The sequence below is a fragment of the candidate division WOR-3 bacterium genome (assembly GCA_039801725.1).
Lineage (GTDB): Bacteria > Hydrothermota > Tepidihabitantia > Tepidihabitantales > DTDR01 > DTDR01.
Window position 1 is genome coordinate 23928 of the sequence record JBDRVE010000007.1, and the last position, 24269, is coordinate 48196.

The window sequence follows — 24269 nt, forward strand, 5'->3', positions numbered from 1 at the left end:
AGGTTAATATGGCATCAAAAATTGACGAATTAATTAATGCCATTGAAAGTTTAACAGTAATGGAATTAGCGGAGTTAGTTCAAAAATTAAAAGATAAATTTGGAATTACTCAGACTGCTTTCGTAGGACCAGTAACCGGAACAGCTCCCTCTGCTACCCCAACAGAAACCAAGGAAGAAAAAACTGAATTTACAGTGACTTTAGTTTCGGTAGGTGATAAAAAAATTCAGGTTCTTAAAGAGTTGCGTGCTTTAACTAATTTAGGACTTAAAGAGGCAAAGGACTTAATTGATAATGTACCTAGTGTAATAAAAGAAAAGGTTTCGAAAGAAGAAGCTGAAAAAATTAAAGCTAAATTAGAAGAAGTAGGAGCTAAAGTGGAAATAAAATGAATAAAAAAAATTTTACCAAATTTAATCATTCGTTAGAAATTCCTCCTCTTCTTTCTATTCAGTTAGAGTCTTATCGTCAATTTTTTCAATTTGATAAATTGCCGGAAAAAAGGGAGGATATTGGTTTACAAAAAGTCTTCAAAGAACTTTTTCCCATTGTTGATACTCATCATAAACGTTTTATATTAGATTTTGTAAAATATGAAATAAAAGAGCCAAGATATTCGCCAGAAGAAGCTCTCCAAAAAGGATTGAGCTACGATGCTCCTTTTTATGTAACTTTTCGTTTTGTTAGGGGTGAATCTGTTAAAGGAAAAGAGGAATTTAAAATCAAAGATGTTATTGAACAAGATATATACTTATTTAATTTACCTTTAATGACAAACGAAGGTACTTTTATTGTAAACGGTAACGAACGAGTAGTTGTAAATCAATTACATCGGGCACCTGGAGTTTATTTAATTAGAGAAAAAGGAGAACATTCCTTGTTATTGGTGCCTCTCAGAGGCGCTTGGTTTGAGATGATAATTTCTCGGGATAATGATTTTTCAGTGTTACTAGATCGAAAAAAAAGACTCCCTCTGTTTCTTTTTCTTCAAGCATTAGGATATTCTCCCGAAGAGGTTTTAGAGAGGATTTATCCTGATAGGATAATGGAAAAAGAAATTGAGATTGGTGATATGATTGCTGAAAAAACTGAGTTTGAAGCAGTTCCATTGGGAGAAATTGTGACCGAAGGTATTTTAGAATTTCTTCAAAAACAAGGGAAAACAAGATTAAAATGTGTAAAAAGAGGTGCTCCTGGAATAAAAATAATTCATAATATTTTAAAAGCTCACTCTTTTGTCGACGAAAAAGAAGCCCTCGAAAAAATTTTTAGAAAACTGCGAGGAACAGAACCTCAACAAATTCAGGTGGCAAAAAGTCTTATCGAAGGTAGTCTATTTGATGTTGCTCGATTTGATTTAGGAAAATGTGGTCGTTTCCGTTTAAATCAGACTTTCAATGAAAACATTCCCTTGGAAAAAACCAATTTTGAAAAAGAGGAGCTTTTTAAATTAATTCGGCGTCTTTTAGAATTTTATGAACGCGAAATTCCTCCTGATGACATTGATCATTTAGCAGCACGAAGAGTTCGGTCGGTAGGAGAACTTATTGAACCGTATTTTCGTAATGCTCTTTTTAATCTTGCCAGTCAAGTAAAAGAAAAAATTTTACAAATAGGAGTTAACAAAATAAATTCTTTACGAGAAATAATTCAGGGAAAGCCTGTTGAAGGTCAAATACTAAAATTTTTTACTCAACATCCTTTATGTCAATATATGGAACAAGTGAATCCGTTGTCTTCTTTAATTCATAAAAGGCGTGTGTCTGCTTTGGGACCGGGTGGTTTAACTAAGGAAACAGCCGGTTTTGAAGTTCGTGATGTACATTATTCTCATTATGGAAGAATTTGTCCTATAGAAACTCCCGAAGGTGCTAACATTGGTTTAATCAATACAATTGCAACTTATACAAAAATTAATGAATTCGGTTTTCTTACTACTCCCTATTGGCGGGTTAAAAATGGAATAGTCACAAAAGAGATTGTTTATTTAGCACCTTATGAAGAAGAAAATTATAAAATTGCTCAATTTACTACTCCTTTAAATGAGGAAAGGCAAATTATAAATAAAGAAGTAGTAGTAAGATACCGGGGAGATATAATTACTGTGCCTCGTGAAGAAGTTGATTTTATGGACGTCTCACCTAAACAGCTTTTTTCTCCTTCTACTGTAATGATTCCTTTTTTAGAACATAACGATGCTGATCGGGCTTTAATGGGTGCTAATATGCAACGTCAAGCAGTTCCTCTATTAAAGCCTGAAAAACCTTTGGTAGCTACTGGCGTAGAGGAGCAGTGGGCAAGAGAATCGGGAGCGGTGATAATTGCTGAGGAAGATGGAGAGGTTATAAAGGTGGATTCTGAAAGAATATTAATAAAAACAGCAAAAGGTCTTAAAGAATATCGATTAAAAAAATTCAAAAAGACAAATCAATATACTTGTTATAATCAAATTCCCAAAGTAAAAAAAGGTATGAAAGTAAAGAAGGGCGATTTGTTAGCTGATGGCCCTTGCACTGATGAAGGTCAATTAGCGCTGGGGAAAAATATTCTAGTGGCATTTTTGCCTTGGCGAGGATACAACTACGAAGATGCGATTGTTATTTCGGAAAATCTTTTGAAAGAAGATACTTTTACTTCGATTCAAATTTTGGAATTTGATATTCAAGCAAGAGAAACAAAATTGGGACCAGAAGAAATTACCAGAGATATTCCTGGTGCTACCGAAGAAGATTTGGCTCATTTAGATAAGTTTGGAATAGTAAGAATAGGTACGGAAGTTGCTCCGGGAGATATTTTGGTGGGGAGAATTACTCCGCGGGGAGAAACAGAATTTATGCCTGAAGAAAAATTGCTCAGAGCAATTTTTGGAGAAAAAGCAGCAAACGTCCGTGATACCTCTTTGCGAGTAGAACCAGGAGTTTATGGAACTGTTATCGATGTCCAAATTTTTACTCGAAGAACAGATGATCCCTTGGCCAAAGAAGTATTTAAAAGAAGAGAAGAGGAGTTAGAAAAAAGGTTTAACGAGAAGAGAGAATTTATTGTTCAAGAAAGAAATGAAAAATTGAAGAGTATTCTTCTAAATGTTGTTGTTACTAAAAATATTAAAGATAAAAAAAGTAAAAAAATAATTTTAAAAGAAGGCGAAAAAATAACCGAGGAATTTTTTATTTCCAATAAAATTGATAAAATCCGATTAGAAGATTTAATTGATGTGGTAAAAAGTGAAGAAAAGCGAGAAGAGATAAAAAAAATTTTTGAAGAATTTGAAAAAGCGATCGAGGTAATCGAGGATGAAAAAGAAAAAGAGTATAATAAATTAAAAGTAGGTGACGAACTCCCTAGCGGTGTTTTAAAATGGATAAGGGTTTATATTGCTCAAAAGCGAAAAATTAGTGTTGGAGATAAATTGGCAGGAAGACATGGAAATAAAGGAGTGATCGCAAAAATTTTGCCGGTAGAAGATATGCCTTATTTACCTGATGGTACACCAGTAGATATGGTTTTAAATCCCTTGGGTGTTCCTTCTCGAATGAACATTGGTCAAATTTTAGAAACAGCTCTAGGTTGGGCGATGAAAGCGTCAGGTTGTCAAGCAATTACTCCGATTTTTGAGGGAGCTACAATCAAAGAAATTAAAGAAGAATTAAAAAAAGCCGGTTTACCAGAGGATGGAAAGATTACTCTTTATGATGGAAGGACGGGATTGCCTTTCAAGGAAAAAGCAGTAGTGGGTTATATCTACATGATGAAATTAATCCACATGGTAGATGATAAAATTCATGCTCGTTCTGTTGGCCGATATTCTTTAATTACTCAGCAGCCTTTGGGAGGAAAAGCTCAATTTGGTGGCCAAAGATTTGGAGAAATGGAGGTTTGGGCTTTAGAAGCATATGGAGCGGCTTATACTCTTCAAGAAATGCTCACCATTAAGTCGGATGACGTGGAGGGTAGAATAGAACTTTTTGAGTCTTTAATTAAAGGAACGAATCCTCCTACACCTAAAATTCCAGCTTCTTTTTCTGTTTTGGTAAAAGAATTAAGAGGTCTATGTTTAGATTTAGTACCAATAAATTTTGAAAAGGAGAAAAGATGAGTGAAGAATTTATTTTAGCAGATTTTGAAGGATTAAAAATTACTTTGGCTTCACCCGAAACTATTAGGAGTTGGTCTTACGGAGAAGTAACAAAACCAGAGACAATTAATTATCGAACTCAAAAACCGGAAAGAGACGGTTTGTTTTGCGAAAGAATTTTTGGACCGGTAAGAGATTATGAATGTAACTGTGGAAAATATAAAAAAATAAGATTTAAAGGTACAATTTGCGACAGATGTGGTGTAGAGGTTACAACCTCTTTAGTTAGGAGAGAAAGAATGGGACATATTGAATTAGCGACTCCAGTGGCTCATTTTCTCTTCTATCAAGTACCTCCTTCGAAAATGGGCTTGCTATTGGATTATACAATTAATGAGATTCAGAGTATCTTAAATTATGAAGTGTATGTAGTCATTGAGCCAGGCGATTCTCCTTATCAAATGAGAGATTTAATTGAAGAAAAAGAATATTTAGAAAGTAAGAAAAAGTACGATGGACTGGTGGCGGCAACTGGCGCGGAGGCACTAGAGGAACTACTTAAAAGAATTGATTTAGATAGATTAGCTGCTGAATTAAAAGCAAGAATTCCTCATGAACAAACAAGACGTTTTCAACTTTTAAGAAGATTGCAAATAGTGGAAGCATTTAAAAATTCGGGGATAAGACCAGAATGGATGATTCTTCATGTAATACCTGTTATTCCTCCTGATTTGCGTCCCTTAGTGACCTTGGAAGGCGGAAGATTCGCTAGCGCTGACTTAAATGATTTATATAAAAGAGTAATTATCCGAAATAATCGATTAAAACTTCTTTTAAGTACTAAAACACCTGATGTTATTTTAAAATATGAAAAAAGATTGCTGCAGGAGGCAGTAAATGCTTTATTTAGTAATGAGAGTATATCTAGGCCAATAATGGGAAAACAAAATCGTCCATTGAAATCTCTTTGCGAATCTCTTCGTGGAAAACAAGGAAGATTCCGAAGAAATCTTTTGGGAAAAAGAGTGGATTATTCTGGTCGTTCAGTTATTGTTGTAGATCCTACTTTAAAGCTTCATCAATGTGCTTTGCCAAAAGAAATGGCTTACGAATTGTTTAAACCAATGGTAATGAGAAAATTAGAGGAAATGAAAGTGGCCGATAGTCAAAAAAGTGCTAAAGCATTGTACAAAAGGGCTTCGCCAGAGGTTTGGGAAGCATTAGTGGAAGTAACAAAAAACCATCCGGTGCTCTTGAACCGTGCTCCTACCCTTCATCGAGTTTCTATTCAAGCCTTCTATCCTGTTTTGGTTGAACATCGGGCTATTGGAATTCATCCGTTGGTCTGTCCGCCTTTTAATGCTGATTTTGATGGCGATACTATGTCATGTCACGTACCGTTGACACCCGAGGCTATTTTGGAAGCGGCAACTCTTTTGCTTTCCTGTAATAATATTCTTTCGCCTGCTCATGGAAAACCTTTAATGACCCCTACCCAAGATATCGTCGCTGGAATTTATTTTATTACTAAAGAACATCCTAAAGCACCAAAAATTGAACGGGTCTATGATGATTTTGCTGAAATTATAAGCGGTTATGAATTGGGAGAATTTACTGTTCATACCAAAATAAAATTCCGGTATAATGGAATTACCTATAATACTACTGTTGGTCGGGTGATATTAAACGAAATATTGCCTGAAGAACTTCGTTTTGTAAATGAAGTATTAAATAAAGACAAATTAAATGAATTGGTTGATAAATGTTATCGCAAATTAGGAAGTAAAAGAACAGCCCAACTTCTTGATGATTTAAAAGATTTAGGATTTGAAATGGCTACCCGGGCAGGAATTTCTTTGGGTATTGACGATATTATTGTGCCTAAAGAGAAAGAAAGGATTATTAAAGAAGCAGAAGCAGAAGTTAAAGAAGTGTTAGAAAGACACCGAAGGGGTTATATTTCCGATTCAGAACGATACAACATGGTAGTAACAATTTGGAATAATGCTACTCAAGAAATTGAAAATAAATTAATGGAAGAATTAGAAAAATCTCAAGATGGATTTAATCCGCTTTTTTTACTTATTGATTCCGGTGCCCGAGGTTCTAAAGCCCAAGCTGTTCAAATAGGCGGGATGAGAGGTTTAATGGCGAAACCACAAAGAGGTGGAGAGGGCGAAGAGGTAATCGAGACTCCTATAAAAAGTTCTTTCCAAGAAGGTTTATCTGTTTGGGAGTATTTTATTTCTACCCGTGGAGGTCGTAAAGGTTTAACAGATACTGCTTTAAAAACTGCTGAAGCTGGGTATCTTACTCGAAGATTGGTTGATGTAGCCCAAGAGGTAGTAATCACAATGGAGGATTGTGGAACAATTTTAAAACAAGAAGTTACTGCCTTAAAAGAAGGGGGAGATGTTATTGAACCTTTATCTGAAAGGATTATTGGAAGGATCGCAGCAGAAGATATTATAAATCCAATCACCAAAGAGATAATTGTAAAAGAAGGTGAAGAAATAGACGAAGAAAAAGCCAAAGAGATTGAGGATAGTGGGATTGAAAAAGTTGCTGTCCGTTCGGTTTTGACTTGCCAAGCTCCTAATGGTTTATGTGCGAAATGTTATGGAAGAAATTTAGCAACAGGGAAATTGGTTGATGTGGGTGAAGCAGTTGGGATAATCGCTGCGCAATCTATTGGCGAACCAGGAACTCAATTGACATTAAGGACCTTCCATGTTGGTGGTATGGCTACTCATATGGTGGAACAGAATAAAGCAACTGCCCGATTTGCTGGAAAAATAATTTATCAAGACTTAAAGACTTCTATCAGAAGCGATGGACAAAGGGTAGCTTTAAGTCCTGGAAAGATTGAACTTTCGGAAAATGGTAGAAAAATTACCTACGATGTACCAAAAGGTGCGGTTATTAAAGTAGCCGATAAAGATTTAGTAAAAGAAGGTCAAGAATTGTTTGAATGGGAGCCTTACTCTATTTTAATCATTGCTGAATATGAGGGAGAAGTAAGATACAAAGATATTGAATTAGGAAGAACATTGCAAGAAGACATTGATGAGCGTGTTGGAAGAAAAGAAAAGAGGATAACCGAAGATCGGGAAAAGGAATTGCATCCTCGTTTAGAAATTGTCGCCAATAATGAAGTAGTGAAAGTGTACGAATTACCTAATGACGCTTATTTAGTAGTTGAAGATAAACAGAAAGTTAAACCTGGAGATATTCTAGCCCGGTTAGTGAGGGAGGTAATAAGGGCGAAAGATATCACTGGTGGATTACCTAAGGTTGCTGAATTATTTGAAGCAAAAAGAGTTAAAGATCCGGCGATAATAAGTGAAATTGATGGACGAGTGGAGGTATATCCACCTCAGATGGGAATGAGGATCGTAAAAGTGATAAGTGAAGACGGTAAAACAGAAAGAAGTTATAAAATTCCTTATGGTAAATATCTTTTGGTTAAAACCGGAGACGTGGTAAAAGCTGGAGATAAATTATGTGAAGGTGAAGTGGATCCACACGATGTATTAAAAGTAAAGGGTTGGATGGCAGTACAAGAGTTTTTAACCAATCGTATTCAAGAGGTTTATCGATTACAAAATGTTAAAATTAATGATAAACATATTTCGATAATTGTGCGTCAAATGTTAAAGAAGGTAAAAATTGAAGATGCTGGAGATAGTAGTTTTATGGAAGGACAAATTGTAGATGCTCAAAAAGTAGATATGGAGAATCAACGATTGGTTGGTGAGCATAAGAGGCCTGCTAAGTATACTAGAATTATTTTGGGGATTACTCGAGCCGCTTTATTAACCGATAGTTGGCTTTCGGCTGCTTCTTTTCAGGAAACTACTCGAGTAATTTCTGAAGCAGCAATTGAAGGAAGGGTTGATTATCTGCGGGGATTAAAAGAGAACGTAATTGTGGGTAGGTTAATTCCAGCGGGCACAGGATTTCGAGAATTTAAAAAAATTAAAGCAATTACCAAAATTGAAGAAATTAAGGAGGTGGGGTAAATGCCAACAATTAATCAATTAGTTAGAAAAGGGAGAAAAAAGGTAAAGAAGAAAAGTAAATCCCCGGCTTTGATGGGTTGTCCGCAAAAGAGAGGAGTTTGTATCAGGGTTTATACTACTACTCCTAAGAAGCCTAATTCGGCATTAAGAAAAGTTTGTAAAGTTCGATTGAGTAATGGTCATGAGGTAATTGCTTATATTCCCGGCGAGGGTCATAATTTACAAGAACATTCCATAGTGTTAATTCGTGGTGGAAGAGTGAAAGATCTGCCGGGAGTGAAATATCACGTAATAAGAGGAGTTTATGACTGCGCGGGAGTGGAGGGACGACGGCAAAGTCGTTCTCTCTATGGTGTTAAAAAACCAAAAGAAAGCAAAAAGTGAGGTGAAAAATGGCGCGAAGAAAAAGAGCAGAAGTGAGAGAAATTCCTCCCGATCCAGTATATAATTCGGTTCTTGTCCAGAAGTTTATCAATAATTTAATGTGGGACGGTAAAAAAACGATTGCTCAGAAAATTTTTTACGGTGCATTAGATCTTATCAGGAAAAAAACCGGAGAAGATGGTTACACTGTTTTCTTAAAAGCAATTAATAATGTCAAACCCGTCTTGGAAGTGAGACCGAGAAGAGTAGGAGGTGCTACTTATCAAATTCCAGTAGAAGTTTCGCCACGAAGAAGAGAATCCTTAGCAATTAAGTGGATTATTCGTGCTGCTCGGGAAAGAAGTGAATATCGAATGGTCGAAAGATTGGCAAACGAGTTAATCGATGCTTCTAAAGGTACCGGTCAAGCAATTAAGACCAAAGAAACGACACACAAAATGGCTGAAGCTAACCGAGCTTTTGCTCATTTTCGCTGGTAATTATTGCTAAAACCTTACTCTTAAACTTTTATCTCGACCATCAAAAAGAGAAGATAATCCCTTATATTGATTTAATAAAAGATTTTAGCGACTACCAAGTTCTTGGTGAGAAAGAGTTAAGTTTAAAGAATATAAAAAATTTTGATGCTATTATTCTTTCTGGTTCTCCTAAAATGATTTCGCAAAATGAGTTTAATCAAAGCATTTTAGAAATATTGAGAGAAATAGAAATTCCTATTTTGGGAATTTGTTACGGTCATCAACTTTTGGCAAAAGCCTTTGGTGGCGAAATTGGAAAATATTTAGAATTCATTGAAAGAAATGAAGAAATATTTCTTTTGAATAAAGAGGATATATTTTATAATTTGGAAGATAAAATTGTTGCTAAAAAGTCGCATCAAGAGTATGTAATAAAATCTTCTTTAACAAAAACAGAATTAGAAATCACCGCTTTTTCTAAGAACTGTGAAGTTGAAGCAATAAGACACAGAAAAAGAAAAATCTTCGGGGTCCAATTTCATATTGAACGTTCAGGAGAAGTGGGCTATAGAATAATCAAAAATTTCTATGAAAAGATAGTTAAATATTGACAATTTATAAAAATTTTGTTATAATTTATTATGAAAAGAATAATTTTAACTCTAATTTGTTTTTTTGTTATTAGTTGTTTACTATTTAATTTCCAAAATTATCAAAAATTAAATTTTTATAATAAAAAATTTTTAGAGGATAATAGCAATTTCAATAAAGAAATTTTTTTATTGAAGGAAATTGCTATTAATTTAGAAAAATTTCGCCTTTTTTTTGAACCAATTTATTTGGAAGAAATAAAAAGATTAGTAAAGGAAAGTGAAATTCTAAAAAAGGATAACAGTATAATTGACTCATTTATTAATCACTTAGCCTATTTAACTACTTCCTCCAGAAAAAATGATCTTACCGTATTTACTAATTTTCGACAATGGTTAAAAGAGAAAGAAAAAATCTTGAAAGAGGAACTAACCAGGTTGATAATCCAGTTTCAAAATTTTCAAAATAAAAAAATTAGGGAAAGTTATTTTGTTAATATAATAACAATTATCGGATTGGGTTTGTTAGTAGTTTTGGCAAATTTCTTTTTGCCTTCGAAAAGGAAAAATGTCGTTTCTAACAATTATCTTTCGCTACTGGAGATTTTAAAACTCGTTAAAGAAAAAACTGATCAATATTTAGAAAAAATAAATAATTGGGAAAATCGAATAAAAGAATTTCAAAAACCTTTAATCGATACAAAAAATAATGAAGAGGCTTTATCTAATTATAAAAAAATTTTTACTTATTATCTCCTCAATCTTCAATTAGGATTGTTAAGTAACGATCCTTTTTTAGTAAACAAATATTTCACCAATTTTAAAGAAACCGGTGAAAAAATTGCTCAACTGCTTTCACCAAATGATAGAGAAAAATTAATTAATTTTCTGAAAGCAAGCGAAGAGGAATTTAGTCTTTTTAGAGAAGAATTGCTCAATTTAAAAAAAATAATCGGTGAAATTAAAAATTACGAAATAAAAAAATAATGATTGGAAAGAGTGCTTATTTAATTTGTGAACTGGGAAAAGAAAAAATTGCTTTACCAATTTGGGGTATAAAAGAAATATTATGGGATATAAAGGTTTATCCTTTGCCGGAAGTTTCCGCGTATATCGTTGGTATTCTTGCTGAAGAAAAAAAATTAGCGGTAGTAATAGATTTAGCGAAATTCTTTAATATTAAAGAAGAAAATAGAGGTGTTTTTTTAAAATTTAAAATGGACGATAAGTTGGTGTTTATTGCCGTTAAGGATGTTGAAGAAATTTTAGAGGTAAAAGAAGAGGAAATTTATCCTTGTCCTCCTTTGTTTTCTTCAACTGTTCCTAATTATTATATTACTGGTTTAATAAAAAAAGAAGAAATTTTTATCCCCATTATTGAATTGACAAAAATTTTTGAACATCAGGAAATAAAACCCTTTATTTCTATTGGTAAGTAATGTAATTAAGCAGAACTACTTCTAGTAAAAATTCAACAATCTGTTAGTTTATAAATAATTTTAGAAAATTAATCACTTTATTATTCTCTTAAAGATAAAATATTTCTTTTAGGACTCTATGAGTGGTTTATTGAAAATGTGTAAAAAATAGTTAATTAAAATTAAACAATTTGTTGAAAGGGTATCAATTTTGTTCCTTTACTTTTGAATTAATTTAGCCTATAACTATTAATGATTTTAAAAATATAATATAATAACGATAAAAAATACCTTCCATTTTTTAATTAAATGCCAATAAATTAATTTAAGCACCGAAGCAGAAAAAACAGGGTAGGAGAATGCTATAGGGTAGGCTTCCAAAAGTTAGAAGCAACGATGTCAAAAGGACTGAAAAAAACAAACCTTTAAAGGAGACAAAAGGTTAATTCTGCAAAGAAGGCGATTAATAACTTTGAAAAAATTTTTATTAATAAGTTTTTAACGAAAAGCACAAACAATTTCTTTGCTGTTAGGTAGTTTTTTGGAAGAGTATGAATAAATAAAAAGACTTTCAAAATTAAATCTTAGGATATTTTTTTCATTTTAGATTTTTTTAATTGTTTTTTCTGGACTGGTTAAAAAATTTTTGATAATTTTTATTTTCTACTTCCATCATTTTTAATTCTTTTTATTAGTCTCCTTATTATATTGGTAACCAGATGTTAATACATTTACTCTATTCGCTTGACTTTTAAAAAGATTTTATTATAATTTATAAAATTATGAAAACAACAATTATTACTGATAAGGAAAAAGTAGAAAGGAAATGGTGGTTAGTAGATGCTAAAGGAAAGATTTTAGGCAGACTAGCATCAAAAATTGCTTTTCTTTTGATGGGAAAACATAAACCTTATTATACTCCCCATATTGATTGTGGCGATTTTGTAATTGTAATTAATGCCTCTCAAATTAAAGTTACTGGCAAAAAAGAAAAGAAAAAGGTATATTATTGGCATACCGGTTATCCCGGAGGTTTAAAATCAATGACTTTTGAAGAGATGATGAAAAAAAATCCTAAGAAGGTGATAGAATTAGCAGTAAAAAGAATGTTGCCTAAGAATCGTCTAAGAAAATATCGTTTAAAAAGGTTAAAGATTTATTTAGATGATAAGCATCTTCACCAAGCACAGAAGAATTTAATAGTGGAGGCAAAAATATGAACGAATTTTATTTCGCTTGTGGAAGTAGAAAAGAGGGTGTTGCAAAAGTTTGGCTTTATCCAAAAGCAAATAATGAAAACTGGAAATTCGTTGTGAATAATCAACCGGCGGAGAAATATTTTGGTCGTTTTGATTTGGTACTTTTGGCTCAACAACCGTTAAAAGTTACGAATCTTTTGGGACAATTCGATGTGAAGTGTGAAGTGAAAGGAGGAGGTAAATCCGCTCAAGCAGGTGCTATTTCCTTAGGGATTGCTCGTGCTTTAGTAAACTATCAACCCGAATTAAGAAAATTACTTTCTGACGCAGGATTGCTAAAAAGAGACCCCCGAGAAAAAGAGAGATGTAAGTATGGATTAGCTAAAAGGAGAAAAAGTTTCCAATGGACCAAACGTTAACTGTTAAAGACTTATTAGAAGCAGGAATCCATTTTGGTCATTTGTCTAAGAGATGGAATCCAAAAATGGCTCCTTTTATCTACGGAAAGAAAAATGGAGTTTATATTATCGATGTTGAGAAGACTTTAGAACGATTGAAAATTGCTTACGAGGCGGTACGTCGGACTGCAGAAAAAGGAGACGATGTATTATTTGTTGGTCGAAAACAACAAGCAAAGCCAATTATTGAAGAAGAAGCTAATCGCTGTAAGGCCCTTTATGTAACAGAAAGATGGGTTGGTGGTCTTTTGACCAATTTTTCGGTTGTGAGTTCGCGAATTGCACGATATTTGGAATTAGAAAGGAAGTTTCAAGAAAAAGATTTTAAAAATTTAGGAAACAAAGAAATAAGAAAATTAGAAAGAGAGTTTGTTAAATTAGAAAAAATCTATAAAGGATTGAGAGAAATGGAAAGATTGCCAGGAATTATTTATGTGGTAGATGTGAGAATGGAAAAGACGCCGATTTTAGAAGCAAAAAGAGTAGGAATTCCAGTTGTTGCTTTGGTGGATACTGATGGAGATCCAACTTTGGTAGATTATCCAATACCCGGAAATGATGATGCGATGCGTTCTATAAAATTGATTACTTCTAAAATTGCTGATGCCGTAATTGAGGGAAGAAAAATTTTTGAACAAGATTTAAAGGAGGAGATATGAAAGATATCCCGATTGAAAAAATTAAAGAGTTACGACAAAGGACAGGTTCTGGAATTTTAGATTGTAAACAGGCTTTAATTGAAGCAGAAGGTGATATTGAAAAGGCGATCGAAATTTTAAGAAAAAAAGGAATTGCCAAAGCAGAAAAAAAGATGGAAAGACCTACTGCCGAAGGGGTTGTGGAGGCTTATATTCATCCTGGCGAAAGATTGGGAGTGTTGGTAGAAGTAAATTGTGAAACCGATTTCGTTGCTCGTAATCCGGAGTTCCGGAGATTTGTAAGAGATATTGCTATGCAGATCGCTGCTACTGACCCTTTAGCGATAAGTCCGGAGGATTTGCCGCCCCAGATTGTCGAACGCGAGAGAAAAATTTATGAAGAACAATTAAAAGATAGTGGCAAACCCAAGGAGGTAATTGAAAAAATAATTCAAGGAAAATTACAAAAATTTTATGAAGAAGTTTGTCTTTTAAATCAATCTTTTATAAAAAATCCAGAAAAGACCGTTGAAGTGTATTTAAAAGAACAAATTGCTAAATTTGGTGAAAATATAAAAATAAGAAGGTTTGCCCGATTTAAAATTGGTGAGTAAATCCTCTCCCTATAAGCGTGTACTTCTTAAATTAACTGGTGAAATTTGGGAGAACGAACAGATTTTAAAGGCTATAAGTGAAGAAATTATTGAAGTAGTTGAAAAATTGTTAATAAATATAGCGATTGTAACCGGCGGCGGAAATTTTGTGCGGGGAGCGATAAATGATATGGGAAATCGACTATTAGCCGATCGAATAGGGATGTTAGGAACAATAATCAATGCTTTAATAATTGAAAACTATTTAAAAGAAAAATGGCCTTGCGTTATTTTTTCTTCTTTTCCTTGTATGCCGATTGTTGACTATTATAGTGTAGAAAAAGCCAACGAAGCAATGGAGAAAGGCAGAATTGTGATTTTAGCCGGTGGCACTGGGAATCCTTATTTTTCTACTGATACCGCTTGTGTTTTACGAGGACGAGAGTTAAAAGTAGATGTGATTTTGAAAGGAACAAAAGTTGAAGGCGTCTATTCCGAGGATCCTTTAAAAAATAAAAATGCTAAGTTTTATAAAAAACTTACTTATGAAGAAGCAATCAAAAAAGAGTTAAAAATAATGGACAAAACGGCTTTTTTTCTTCTTAGAGAAGCAAAAATTCCTTTAGTCGTTTACAATGGAATGAAAAAAGGTAACTTAAAAAAAATTTTATTAGGAGAAAAAATTGGGAGCGTAATATGTTAGAGGAAATATACAAAACAACTAAAAACAAAATGCAAAAAACCTATGAATTATTGGGACAAGAACTAGCCCGAATCAGAACCGGACGGGCCAATCCAGCAATTTTGGATGGAATTAAAGTTGAATATTATGGAAATCCAACCCCTTTAAAACAATTAGCAAATATTTATGCTCCTGAACCAAGAATGTTAGTTATTCAAGTATGGGATAAAAATGTCGTCAATGAGGTAGAAAAAGCAATCTATAAGGCAGAGTTAGGATTGACCCCAAAGATTGAAGGTTCTTTAATAAAAATTCCTATTCCTCCCTTAACAGAAGAAAGAAGAAAAGAACTAATTAAATTATGTGCTAAGTTAACCGAAGATGCCAAGGTGGCAATCAGAAATATTAGAAGAGATGCTAACGATGAGATAAAAAAATTAGAAAAAGAGAAAAAAATTTCCGAAGACGATAGTAAAATAGGAATAAAGAAAATTCAAGAAATTACCGACGAGTTTACCGAAAAAATAGAAGAACTTTTTAAGAAAAAAGAAAAGGAAATCTTAGAAGAATAAGTGTCCGAAAATATTCCCCAGCACATTGCAATTATTATGGATGGCAACGGTCGTTGGGCAAAGGAACGTAATTTGCCCCGTTATTTTGGCCATCGTGCTGGAGTAGAATCAGTAAGGGAGATTGTTCGAAGTTGCGCTAAATTAGGAATTAAATATTTAACTCTCTATGTTTTTTCCACGGAAAATTGGGAAAGGCCGGAAAAAGAGGTCAACGCTTTGATGAATTTGTTAAAAAAATTATTAAAAAGTGAAGCCAAAGAATTAAATAAAAATAATGTTCGTGTAAAAGCTATTGGCCAGATAGAAAGATTACCAAAAGAAGTAAGAAAAAATTTAGACGAGTTAATTGCCTTGACAAAAAATAATACTGGTTTAACGTTGGTACTTTCGTTAAGTTATGGTGGTCGTCAAGAAATTATAGAAGCGGTGAAAAAAATTTTAACAAAGAAAGTTGAGCCTGAAAGTTTAGACGAAAAAAAATTTAGAGAATTTCTTTATGATCCAGAAATTCCTGATCCCGATTTACTTATCCGAACCGGTGGAGAATACCGGATATCAAATTTTTTACTTTTTCAATCAGCTTATACCGAATTTTATTTTACCAAAACTCTTTGGCCCGATTTTCGAGAAAAGGATTTGTTATTGGCAATTGAAGATTATAAAAAAAGAAAAAGGAAATTCGGTCGAGTTTTAGAATTTGAGTGAACTATTAAAAAGAATAACTATTGCTTTAATTTTTGGTGGTTCTTTAATTTTTTGTTCTTTTAATAATTTCTTACTTTTTCTTTATTTACAATTTTTTCTATTCATTGCCGGTTTAGAACTTATTAGAATATACCGATTACGACTTTTTAATTTTAGTTGGATTTATTATCTTTACCCTTTTTTAAATATTTTGTTATTAACATTTTTTTATTTTTCTCAAAAACTTGATTTATTATTATTCCTTTTTCTAATTATTCTTACCATTATTACTTTGTTAAGAAGACCACTCACAATAGATAATCTCGTTTTTGGTATTTTTTATTTTGTATATTTAGGCATTTTGCCATCCCACCTATTTTTGTTAAAACGTTTGGTCAGCCAAAAACAGTTTTCTCATTGGATTTTTTTATTTCCTTTATTTTTTACCTGGTTTAATGATACGGTTGCTTACTTTTCAGGTAGTATATTAGGAAGGCATAAAATTGCCAAAGATATAAGTCCTAACAAGAGTGTAGAAGGGCTAATTTTTAGTATAATCTTTTCTTTACCCTTTACTCTTATATATTTGAAAAAATTGGCTAGTCCATTAAACTTAATTATTTTAAGTGTTTCGTTAAGTTTTTTAGCTTTTTTGGGTGATCTTTTAGAATCCTTAATGAAAAGAGAAGTAAAAATTAAAGATAGTTCGAATCTATTACTAGCCCATGGCGGTTTTTTGGATAGAATTGATAGTTTACTTTTTACTATTCCCGGATTTTATTATTTTTTAATTAACCAATGAGATGAAAAAGAAGATTGGTTTTCGGGTTTCGAGACATCAAATAGTAAAATCCTTGTCGCGACAAAGAAAAATTATTAAACCTACTAAAATTTTTGAAAGTAAAAAGTTATATAAAAGAAACAAACAAAAAGAAGAATTGAAAAAGATGATAAAAGAAGAAAATATTGAAGATAATTAATAATTTTAGTAAAATAACAGAATATGACAAGAGGAGAAGCCTTAAAATTAGTAGATAATTTTATTAAAAATGAAAATCTAAAAAAACATTTGTTAGCAGTGGAAGCCTGTATGCGGAAATTGGCTAAATATTTTAACGAAGACGAAGAAAAATGGGGTCTATGCGGTTTATTACATGATTTGGATTATGAAGAGACTAACAAAACCCCCGAAACTCACGGTAGTCGGACAGTTGAAATTTTAAAAGAAAGAAATTTTTACGATAAAGAAATTTTCAATGGAATTCTTGCTCATTGTGAAAAAAAAGTTCCGGAAAATAAATTAGAAAAAACAATATATGCAGTTGATCCTTTAACGGGTTTAATAGTAGCAGCTTGTTTGATGCATCCGACAAAAAAATTAAAAAATGTAGATGTGAATTTTGTCTTACGTCGTTTTAAAGAAAAAAAATTTGCGGCAGGCGCAAATCGGGAACAGATAAAAAAATGTGAAGAAATCGGATTGGATTTAGAAAAATTTATTGAAATTTGCCTATCGGCGATGCAAGAGATATCTGAAGCACTTGGCTTATGAAGAAAAAGAAATTTCAAGATATTGTACTAACTTTAAAAAATTTTTGGAAAAAAGAAGGTTGTTTAATTTATTCTCCCTATAATTCCGAAGTTGGGGCAGGTACTTTTAATCCGGCAACTTTTTTCCGTGTGCTGGATGACAAACCTTGGAGGGTGTGTTATATTGAACCTTCTAAAAGACCGCGTGATGGAAGATACGGTAAAAATCCTTTAAGAGTCCAACAATATTGGCAATTACAAGTCATTTTAAAACCTTTCCCTAAAAATATTCAAGAGATTTATTTAAAAAGTTTAGAAGCGATTGGTATTGATTTAAAAAATAATGATATTAAATTTATTGAAGATGATTGGGAATCACCTACTTTGGGCGCTTGGGGTATTGGATGGCAAGTTGAACTCAATGGAATTGAAATAACCCAATTTACCTATTTTCAACAGATGGGCGGATTGGATTTAAAGATAATCCCAGTAGAAATCACCTATGGTTTAGAAAGAATTGCAATGTTTTTACAAAAGGTTTTTTCTATTTTCCAAATTGAATGGAATGAAAACCATACTTGGGGAGATATCTACCTTCAAAATGAAAAGGAGTTTTCTTTTTTTAATTTTGAAGAGGTTATTCCTCAAGAATACTTAAAATTGTTTAATTTTTACGAAAAAGAAGCAAAAAGATTATTGGAAAAAGGCTTAGTTTATCCTGGATATGATTACGTAATTAAATGTTCTCATATCTTTAATCTTTTAGAGGCTCGAGGGGCAATTAGTGTTTCCGAAAGAATAACCTATATTAAACGGATAAGAGATTTAGCCCGACTGGCAGCAACAAAATACTTACAAAAGATTACCCCCTAATATCTTCTAATCCTATTCTTTAAGTAAGTTTTTAAATATCAAAAAGTTAGCTTCTCTTTTAATTATTGACATAATTTAAATTAAAAATAAAATAATATATTCAATAATTTTTGAGGACTGGGCTATGGAAATAGATTTAATAAAAACTGGTATTGAGGAAATTGATAATCTTTGGGGTGGATTTCAACCAGGTTACGGATATTTTTTAATTAGTGAGAAAGAAGAGATCAATAATGAAATTCTTTTAAAATATGTGAATAAAGTTTTAATCTCTCAGGAACAAGTATTATATTTTACTTCCTTAAACTTAGAAGATTTTTTAAGACAGGCAAAAAAGATTATGCCTGATGTGGATGAGTGGGTGAGAAAAAGTTTACTTTTTATTCATTTTGTTAATCCTGATTTTTTAAAAATTAAAGAGGATAAAAAAACGATTTTTGCCTTAACTTCTTTGAAAAAGATTTTGATTAAAGAAAAAGCACGGCAAATTGTTATAAGTAATTTTGGTTATTTTCTTAATTTTGAAAATTTAGAAAAATTTTATAAAGAAATTTTTGAATTCTTTATGTTGTTAAGAGAATACTGTTGTGTTGGTTTTTTTTCTTTAACGAAAGAATTTGTTGAAGAAAATAAAGAAATTTTTTGTTTTTTAAGAGAAATTGCCGCCGGAATAATTTTTTATGAGGAAGAGAAATATAATTTATTTTCCCGTTTCTCCCATCAAATAAAAATTTCGAAAAAAGAAGATTTTTTTATTCCCGAATATCCGCAAGAATCATCTGAACAGGATAGTTATACGGGACTATATAATTATCAAGGATTTAAAAAAATTTTGGTTAAACTAATTGAAAAAAATTTTTTCTTTTCACTTTTTGGTTATCGAATTTTGACAGATTTAGATGATCACTTAAAGAGGATTTTTCTTTATCGGCTAACGAAGATTTTGAAAGAAAAAGGAATTAGGGTTCCGGCAATGCGTTACCAAGATAAGGTTTATTTGCTATTTTTGAATAATAAAAAAGAATTAGAGGAGTGTAAAAAAATTATCAACGAAGAAGAGGCGACCGGAGGGATAAAGATTGCTAATTTTATTTATCATTATCCAGAAGATTTTCAAAATATTGAAGAATTGAATAAAATCTTATGAAGATTCTTTTAATTGTTTCAATTCTTTTTTCCCACTGGGAATTAGAAAAGGCAAAAGAGTTGTATGAAAAGGGAATATATTTAGAAGCAGTTTATTATTTGAATAAGTATTTAGAAAAAAAACCTAAAGACAAAAAAGCAAGAGAGTTAAAAAGAAAAATTCTCTTCGAATTAAATTTGTCTGATTCAACGGAAAGGATTAAGGGTCTTTATAATTTTTCTAAAACACAAAAATCACAAAAAGAGATTAAAAAAGGGGAAATCCAATATTCCGAAATATTACAAAAAGCCCGAAGTGCAAAGGAAAGGGGAGATTATTTTAAAAGTTTGGCTTTTTACGAAGATTTTCTAAAAAAAGATACAAGTGATAAAAGAATTTTTTATGAAATTGCTCAGGTGAGTAGTTGGTTAGGATTTTTTAACAAAGCAATTTTTTATTACGAAAGATATTTAAATTATTTTCCTAAGGATAAAAGAGCTCGTTATGAATTAGCCTTAGTGCACAGTTGGAATGGTAATTATGAAAAAGCATTAGAGATTTTAAAAAATTTAGAAAAAGAAACAACCGATATCAAAATAGATTTGGCTAAAGCAAGAATTTATAAATGGCAAAACGATTATTCGAATTCTTATCGGATTTATCAGCAATTAAAAAATTTGTATCCGGAAAATGAAGATATTTTAAAAGAGTATGAAGAAGTAAAAAGCAAAATGGAAGAAAAGGAAAAAAGGGAAGAAAAATCTGAAATTTTATATTCCTTTTTACCAATCTTTTCTTATCAACAAACAACGGAAGAATGGCAGAGGATTTTATTGGGCTCATATTTTCAATTTAATTGGAATAAATTATCCTCTACTATTCTTTATGAATGGCAACAATGTCAAGAAGACGATAGTTTGCGAATAATAAATAAAATTGGTTTAAAAAACAAAATCAATTTTTTAGAAAATCTCTATCTTAATTTTAATGTTTATTATTTAGCAATAAAAAGAAGTGAAGATTTAATTCTTTATGGTATTGGGGTCAATTATCAAAATCCGAAGTTGCTATTAAATTTAGAATATAATAAAAAACCGGTTTGGGAAGAAGTTTATAAAATAAATACTTGTTATCGTTTATTAACAGCCGATGCTCTTTGGGGAGGGATATATTATCAGCCTTTCAAATTTTTGGGCTTTGAAGGAAATTATCAGTATGGTCTTTATAGTGATAAAAATGAATTGAATAATTTAAATCTTAAACTAATTTTTTTACCTTTTAATAATTTAAAATTTGGTTATCACTATTATTTTTTAAGTTATCTTATAGAAAAAGAGGAATATTGGTCACCAAGATTTTACGAAGTTCATTCAGCGTTTTTAAATATTTGGGTAGAAAATTTTGAAATATTTTTTAAATTGGGGAAACCGATTGATTTTTCCTTCTTAGAGAAAGATTTCTCAATCGCTTTTAGAATAAAATTAGTTAAAAATTTCTTTTTATTACTGAATGGCAAATACGGCGAAACTTACTATTACAAAATTGGTGAAGGAACTATTGGTTTTGAATATTTATGGTAAAATGAGAGAGAAAAAGTTTTTTATTACTTTAATTTTACTGATAGTTATCACAATTGGTTGTATTTATCTTTTATCCTTTATTAAAGAAAAAATTAATTTAAGTTATGCCCATATTTTTATGCTTAGTCTAACAGTGCTTTTGCTTTCCTTTTTTATCTTATTACTTTTCCGTTATTTAATAATCCTTATTCTCTCTCTTCTTGCCCATTTTCGCTATAAAAATGAATTACTTAAAGAAGAAGACTTAAAAACAGTCTCTATTATTATGCCTGTTTATAATGAAGAAAAGATCTTGGCAACGGTAATTAATTCTTTATTAAATTTAAATTATCCTAAAGAGAAGTACGAAGTGATTATTGTTGATGATGGTTCAAAAGATAATTCTTATTCAATCGCTTATCAATTTTTAAAAAATGAGAAAGGGATAAAACTAAAATTGTTAAGGCAGGAAAATCAAGGAAAGGCTAAGGCATTGAATCGGGGTATTTGGGAAAGTAATGGTGAGATTATCGTTTGTATTGATTCCGATTGTGTGATAACTAAGAATTCTTTGATTTACGGAGTAAGACATTTCCAAGATGAAAAGGTGGGAGCGGTTGCCGGTAATGTGAAAATTTGGAATCAGGATAAATTATTTGTAAAATTACAGGCATTAGAATATATGGAAGGTTTAAATTTCACTCGGCAGGCATTAGGTTTTTTGAACAAAGTTAATATTGTGCCCGGGGCAATTGGTTTTTTCCGTAGAGAAGTTTTAGAGAAAGTTGGTTTATACAATGGGAATATTTATGCTGAAGATTGTGATTTAACTTTGAGAATATTAAAAGCCGGTTATAAAGTTGTTTATGAACCAAAAGCAGTTGTTTACACCGAGGCTCCGGAAAGTATTAACTGTCTCTTTAAACAGAGATATCGTTGGACAAGAGGTATTTTACAAGCAGTAAGAAAAAATAATCATCTTCTTTATCATTCTAAGGCTTCTTTTTCATTAATTTTAAGTTATTTATTATTGATTTACGAAGCCTTTTTCTGGCCAGCAATGAATCTAATTGCTCATCTATTTTTCGCCCTTTTAGCACTTCTTTATGGATTTATTCCTTTTCTTTTTATCTGGTGGTTTTCCTTAACCCTTCTTGATTTTAGTTCCGCTTGTTATGCTTATGTTAGTGATAAGAAAAGCGAAAATAATGCTTACAATAACAAAAAGATTATCTTTTCCCATTTACCTTTTTTGGTTTTAATCTATCGTCTTTTTTATCTTTTATTGATTGATACTATTAAGGTTTTTGCTTTTTTAGAAGAGGTTTTAAACTTAGAAATGGGCTGGCAAAGAATAAAAATTACTGGTAAACTTAATGGATATATAGTAAGAGAAAAGGTATGAGAGAAGTAATTACTGTTCTTTCAGCAATTGTTTTGGGAATTACTCTCATTACTCTGATTTTTTCATTAGTGATTTATGTTTTATTTCGTTTAAAGATAAATAGAAAAGAGAATTTAAATAACCAAAGAGTAAAACAAGAAAAAGAAATAGAGGAAGAAATATTCATCCGTTATCAGCCGAAAGAGGATGAAAAAAATTAATCTCTGGTTTCTTATTTTAATCTTTTTTATTTTTCTCTTATTTTTAATTACCGCCCTTGGGCTTACCCAATTAGTAATAAAAAAACCAGAGTTTTATCCAATAGTTAAAGAAGAAAAAGATACTTTATTAACTTATGATACTTTAAAATTATCTTTCTTTAAAGAAGAATATCTGCCTTTAAAAGGTTATGTGCTTATTAATAAAAATTTTATTTTTGATAATGAGATAAAGGTTTTAGAAGAGATATTAAAAGATTTTTCGGAATTTGATTATCAAATAATTGATGAAAAGATTTTTGAGAGATTGCCAGAAGAAAAAGGGGTTATTATTTTATTAGAAAAAACTAAATATGATCCAAAGATAAGTGAGAAAATTAAAGAAAAAGTTTATTCCGGTTGGGGAATTTTAATAATAAAAAATCCGCAGACGAAAGAAAATGTTTCTTTATTAAGTCATATTAGTGGTGTTATCCCGATAGAAAATAACAAAATAGAATACCAAGAAATACTTCTCAAAGGAGAAACACCATTAACCTTTAATATGAAGGTTGGAGATTTTTTAGGGATTGTTGGCGAAAAAAGTTATTATTTAAAGCCAGTGGAAAAGAGGGTAAATGTTTGTGGTTATTATAAATTTGGTAAAGAGGCAATTGTTTATGGTTTTTATAATAAGGGAAGATATGTTGCTTTAGGCTTTTCTTTAAATAGTTTAACAGGTGATTCTTTTACCCAAAAGAATATTAAAATTTTATTTAGAAATATAATAAATTGGTTAACCAAAAGACCGATAGTCCAAATTGGCTATTGGCCTGATAATAAAGAATATGCTTTTATTTTTACGTGCGATGTAGAACATCAAGGTGAAAATTGGCATAAGATTAAAGAAATAGTAAATGAGGGTACTTTCTTTTTTTTATCATCAGAGTTTAAAAGTTTTGATAAGAAAGATATAGAAAATATTGAAGTTGCTCTTCACGGACAAGAACACGAACCACTAAAAGGTAAAGATTATAAAAAGCAAGAAAGAATTATTTTGGAAGGGAAAAATTACTTAGAAAAGAAATTGAAAGAAAAGATTTTTGGTTTCCATCCACCCCTTTTGATGTATGATAGTTTAACTTTGGAGATTCTCAAAAAATCTGGTTTTCTCTATTTTCTTACTGAATACCAATTGGGAGTTCCTTTCCTTCCCTATTTATCTTCATTAATTTCCATTCCCCAGACAATTCCTGATGATTATGATTTGATGATAAGAAACGGGATAAAAAATCCTGATACATTACTTAATTACTTCCTAAAATATATTGAAGAACTAAAAAGAATAAATGGGTTAATTGTTTTTAGTATCCATACCCATTTATTGGGCAATAGCGATTATCAGCCAGTAATAAAACAAATTATTGACTTGATAGAAAATGATAAAAATTGTTATTTTACCAAGGCAAAAGATATTGCCCAATGGTGGCAAAAAAGGTCAAAGATAGAAATGGATTTTAAAGAGAATAAAATAGATGAGATAATTATAGCAAACTTTACTCCAGAAGATATTGAAGGGATTGTTATAAAGTATTATCCTTCAACTAATGAAATATCAGAGAGAGAGATTACAATTGATATTAAAAAATTGGCTAAAAGAGAAAAAAGAAAAATATATATTATTTACCAAGATCATTAATAAAAAGATTTAAAATTTAGATAGGAAATTGAATAGATAACTATAATATATCCTATACAGCCCCTATCTAAATGAGTATAAAATATTAATTATAATATCTAATAATAAAAAATCAATATTTAAAACTT

The 24269-nt window shown here is 31.2% G+C and carries 24 protein-coding genes; all 24 read left to right on the forward strand.

The annotated features are described in order from the left end of the window. The first annotated feature begins 8 nt into the window (after positions 1–8). Positions 9–392: a 50S ribosomal protein L7/L12 gene (gene rplL, locus ABIK75_02595; GenBank protein MEO0089977.1), complete on the forward strand. Its 384-nt coding sequence runs from the start codon at positions 9–11 to the stop codon at positions 390–392. Then, a complete protein-coding gene (gene rpoB, locus ABIK75_02600) occupies positions 389–4096 on the forward strand; it encodes a DNA-directed RNA polymerase subunit beta (GenBank protein MEO0089978.1) in 3708 nt (1235 codons plus the stop codon). The genes rplL and rpoB overlap by 4 nt, the downstream gene beginning before the upstream one ends. Next, positions 4093–8097 (forward strand): DNA-directed RNA polymerase subunit beta', encoded by a 4005-nt coding sequence (gene rpoC / locus ABIK75_02605; protein MEO0089979.1) that lies wholly within the window; start codon positions 4093–4095, stop codon positions 8095–8097. The genes rpoB and rpoC overlap by 4 nt, the downstream gene beginning before the upstream one ends. Beyond that, entirely contained in the window at positions 8098–8481 is a 384-nt protein-coding gene (rpsL, locus tag ABIK75_02610; GenBank protein ID MEO0089980.1) for a 30S ribosomal protein S12, read from the forward strand. It begins immediately after the preceding gene. 8 nt (positions 8482–8489) lie between these two features. Next, on the forward strand, positions 8490–8960 hold the full coding sequence (rpsG, locus tag ABIK75_02615; protein ID MEO0089981.1) for a 30S ribosomal protein S7: 471 nt from the start codon (positions 8490–8492) through the stop codon (positions 8958–8960). 131 nt (positions 8961–9091) lie between these two features. Then, entirely contained in the window at positions 9092–9550 is a 459-nt protein-coding gene (locus ABIK75_02620; protein ID MEO0089982.1) for a gamma-glutamyl-gamma-aminobutyrate hydrolase family protein, read from the forward strand. A gap of 30 nt (positions 9551–9580) precedes the next feature. Then, positions 9581–10516, forward strand: coding sequence for a hypothetical protein (locus ABIK75_02625; protein MEO0089983.1), 936 nt, complete (start codon positions 9581–9583; stop codon positions 10514–10516). After that, positions 10516–10968, forward strand: a complete 453-nt coding sequence (locus ABIK75_02630) for a chemotaxis protein CheW (protein ID MEO0089984.1) — start codon at positions 10516–10518, stop codon at positions 10966–10968. Before ABIK75_02625 ends, ABIK75_02630 begins: the two co-directional genes overlap by 1 nt. Before the next feature lie 761 nt (positions 10969–11729). Then, positions 11730–12167 (forward strand): 50S ribosomal protein L13, encoded by a 438-nt coding sequence (gene rplM / locus ABIK75_02635; protein MEO0089985.1) that lies wholly within the window; start codon positions 11730–11732, stop codon positions 12165–12167. After that, entirely contained in the window at positions 12164–12565 is a 402-nt protein-coding gene (rpsI, locus tag ABIK75_02640; GenBank protein ID MEO0089986.1) for a 30S ribosomal protein S9, read from the forward strand. The genes rplM and rpsI overlap by 4 nt, the downstream gene beginning before the upstream one ends. After that, complete coding sequence (rpsB, locus tag ABIK75_02645; protein ID MEO0089987.1) at positions 12550–13263, forward strand: 30S ribosomal protein S2; 714 nt, start codon at positions 12550–12552, stop codon at positions 13261–13263. Before rpsI ends, rpsB begins: the two co-directional genes overlap by 16 nt. Beyond that, the gene (tsf, locus tag ABIK75_02650; protein ID MEO0089988.1) at positions 13260–13856 is read left to right on the forward strand and encodes a translation elongation factor Ts; all 597 of its coding nucleotides are present in this window, start codon (positions 13260–13262) and stop codon (positions 13854–13856) included. The genes rpsB and tsf overlap by 4 nt, the downstream gene beginning before the upstream one ends. Beyond that, the gene (locus ABIK75_02655; protein MEO0089989.1) at positions 13831–14538 is read left to right on the forward strand and encodes a uridine monophosphate kinase; all 708 of its coding nucleotides are present in this window, start codon (positions 13831–13833) and stop codon (positions 14536–14538) included. The genes tsf and ABIK75_02655 overlap by 26 nt, the downstream gene beginning before the upstream one ends. Beyond that, positions 14532–15089, forward strand: coding sequence for a ribosome recycling factor (gene frr, locus ABIK75_02660; protein MEO0089990.1), 558 nt, complete (start codon positions 14532–14534; stop codon positions 15087–15089). Before ABIK75_02655 ends, frr begins: the two co-directional genes overlap by 7 nt. Continuing rightward, positions 15090–15794: an isoprenyl transferase gene (locus tag ABIK75_02665; protein ID MEO0089991.1), complete on the forward strand. Its 705-nt coding sequence runs from the start codon at positions 15090–15092 to the stop codon at positions 15792–15794. After that, positions 15787–16575: a phosphatidate cytidylyltransferase gene (locus ABIK75_02670; protein ID MEO0089992.1), complete on the forward strand. Its 789-nt coding sequence runs from the start codon at positions 15787–15789 to the stop codon at positions 16573–16575. Before ABIK75_02665 ends, ABIK75_02670 begins: the two co-directional genes overlap by 8 nt. Before the next feature lies 1 nt (position 16576). Then, complete coding sequence (locus ABIK75_02675) at positions 16577–16753, forward strand: hypothetical protein (GenBank protein MEO0089993.1); 177 nt, start codon at positions 16577–16579, stop codon at positions 16751–16753. Between the two features lie 23 nt (positions 16754–16776). Further along, entirely contained in the window at positions 16777–17325 is a 549-nt protein-coding gene (locus tag ABIK75_02680; protein ID MEO0089994.1) for an HD domain-containing protein, read from the forward strand. Then, positions 17322–18176 carry a glycine--tRNA ligase subunit alpha gene (locus ABIK75_02685; GenBank protein ID MEO0089995.1) on the forward strand — a complete coding sequence of 285 codons (855 nt, stop codon included), beginning with the start codon at positions 17322–17324 and terminating at the stop codon, positions 18174–18176. Before ABIK75_02680 ends, ABIK75_02685 begins: the two co-directional genes overlap by 4 nt. Before the next feature lie 124 nt (positions 18177–18300). Continuing rightward, positions 18301–19323 carry a hypothetical protein gene (locus ABIK75_02690; GenBank protein MEO0089996.1) on the forward strand — a complete coding sequence of 341 codons (1023 nt, stop codon included), beginning with the start codon at positions 18301–18303 and terminating at the stop codon, positions 19321–19323. Next, positions 19320–20882 carry a CDC27 family protein gene (locus ABIK75_02695; protein MEO0089997.1) on the forward strand — a complete coding sequence of 521 codons (1563 nt, stop codon included), beginning with the start codon at positions 19320–19322 and terminating at the stop codon, positions 20880–20882. Before ABIK75_02690 ends, ABIK75_02695 begins: the two co-directional genes overlap by 4 nt. Position 20883: 1 nt before the next feature. Beyond that, entirely contained in the window at positions 20884–22266 is a 1383-nt protein-coding gene (locus ABIK75_02700) for a glycosyltransferase family 2 protein (GenBank protein ID MEO0089998.1), read from the forward strand. Further along, positions 22263–22466 carry a hypothetical protein gene (locus tag ABIK75_02705; protein MEO0089999.1) on the forward strand — a complete coding sequence of 68 codons (204 nt, stop codon included), beginning with the start codon at positions 22263–22265 and terminating at the stop codon, positions 22464–22466. The genes ABIK75_02700 and ABIK75_02705 overlap by 4 nt, the downstream gene beginning before the upstream one ends. After that, positions 22453–24141 carry a hypothetical protein gene (locus tag ABIK75_02710; GenBank protein MEO0090000.1) on the forward strand — a complete coding sequence of 563 codons (1689 nt, stop codon included), beginning with the start codon at positions 22453–22455 and terminating at the stop codon, positions 24139–24141. Before ABIK75_02705 ends, ABIK75_02710 begins: the two co-directional genes overlap by 14 nt. Positions 24142–24269 lie beyond the last annotated feature (128 nt).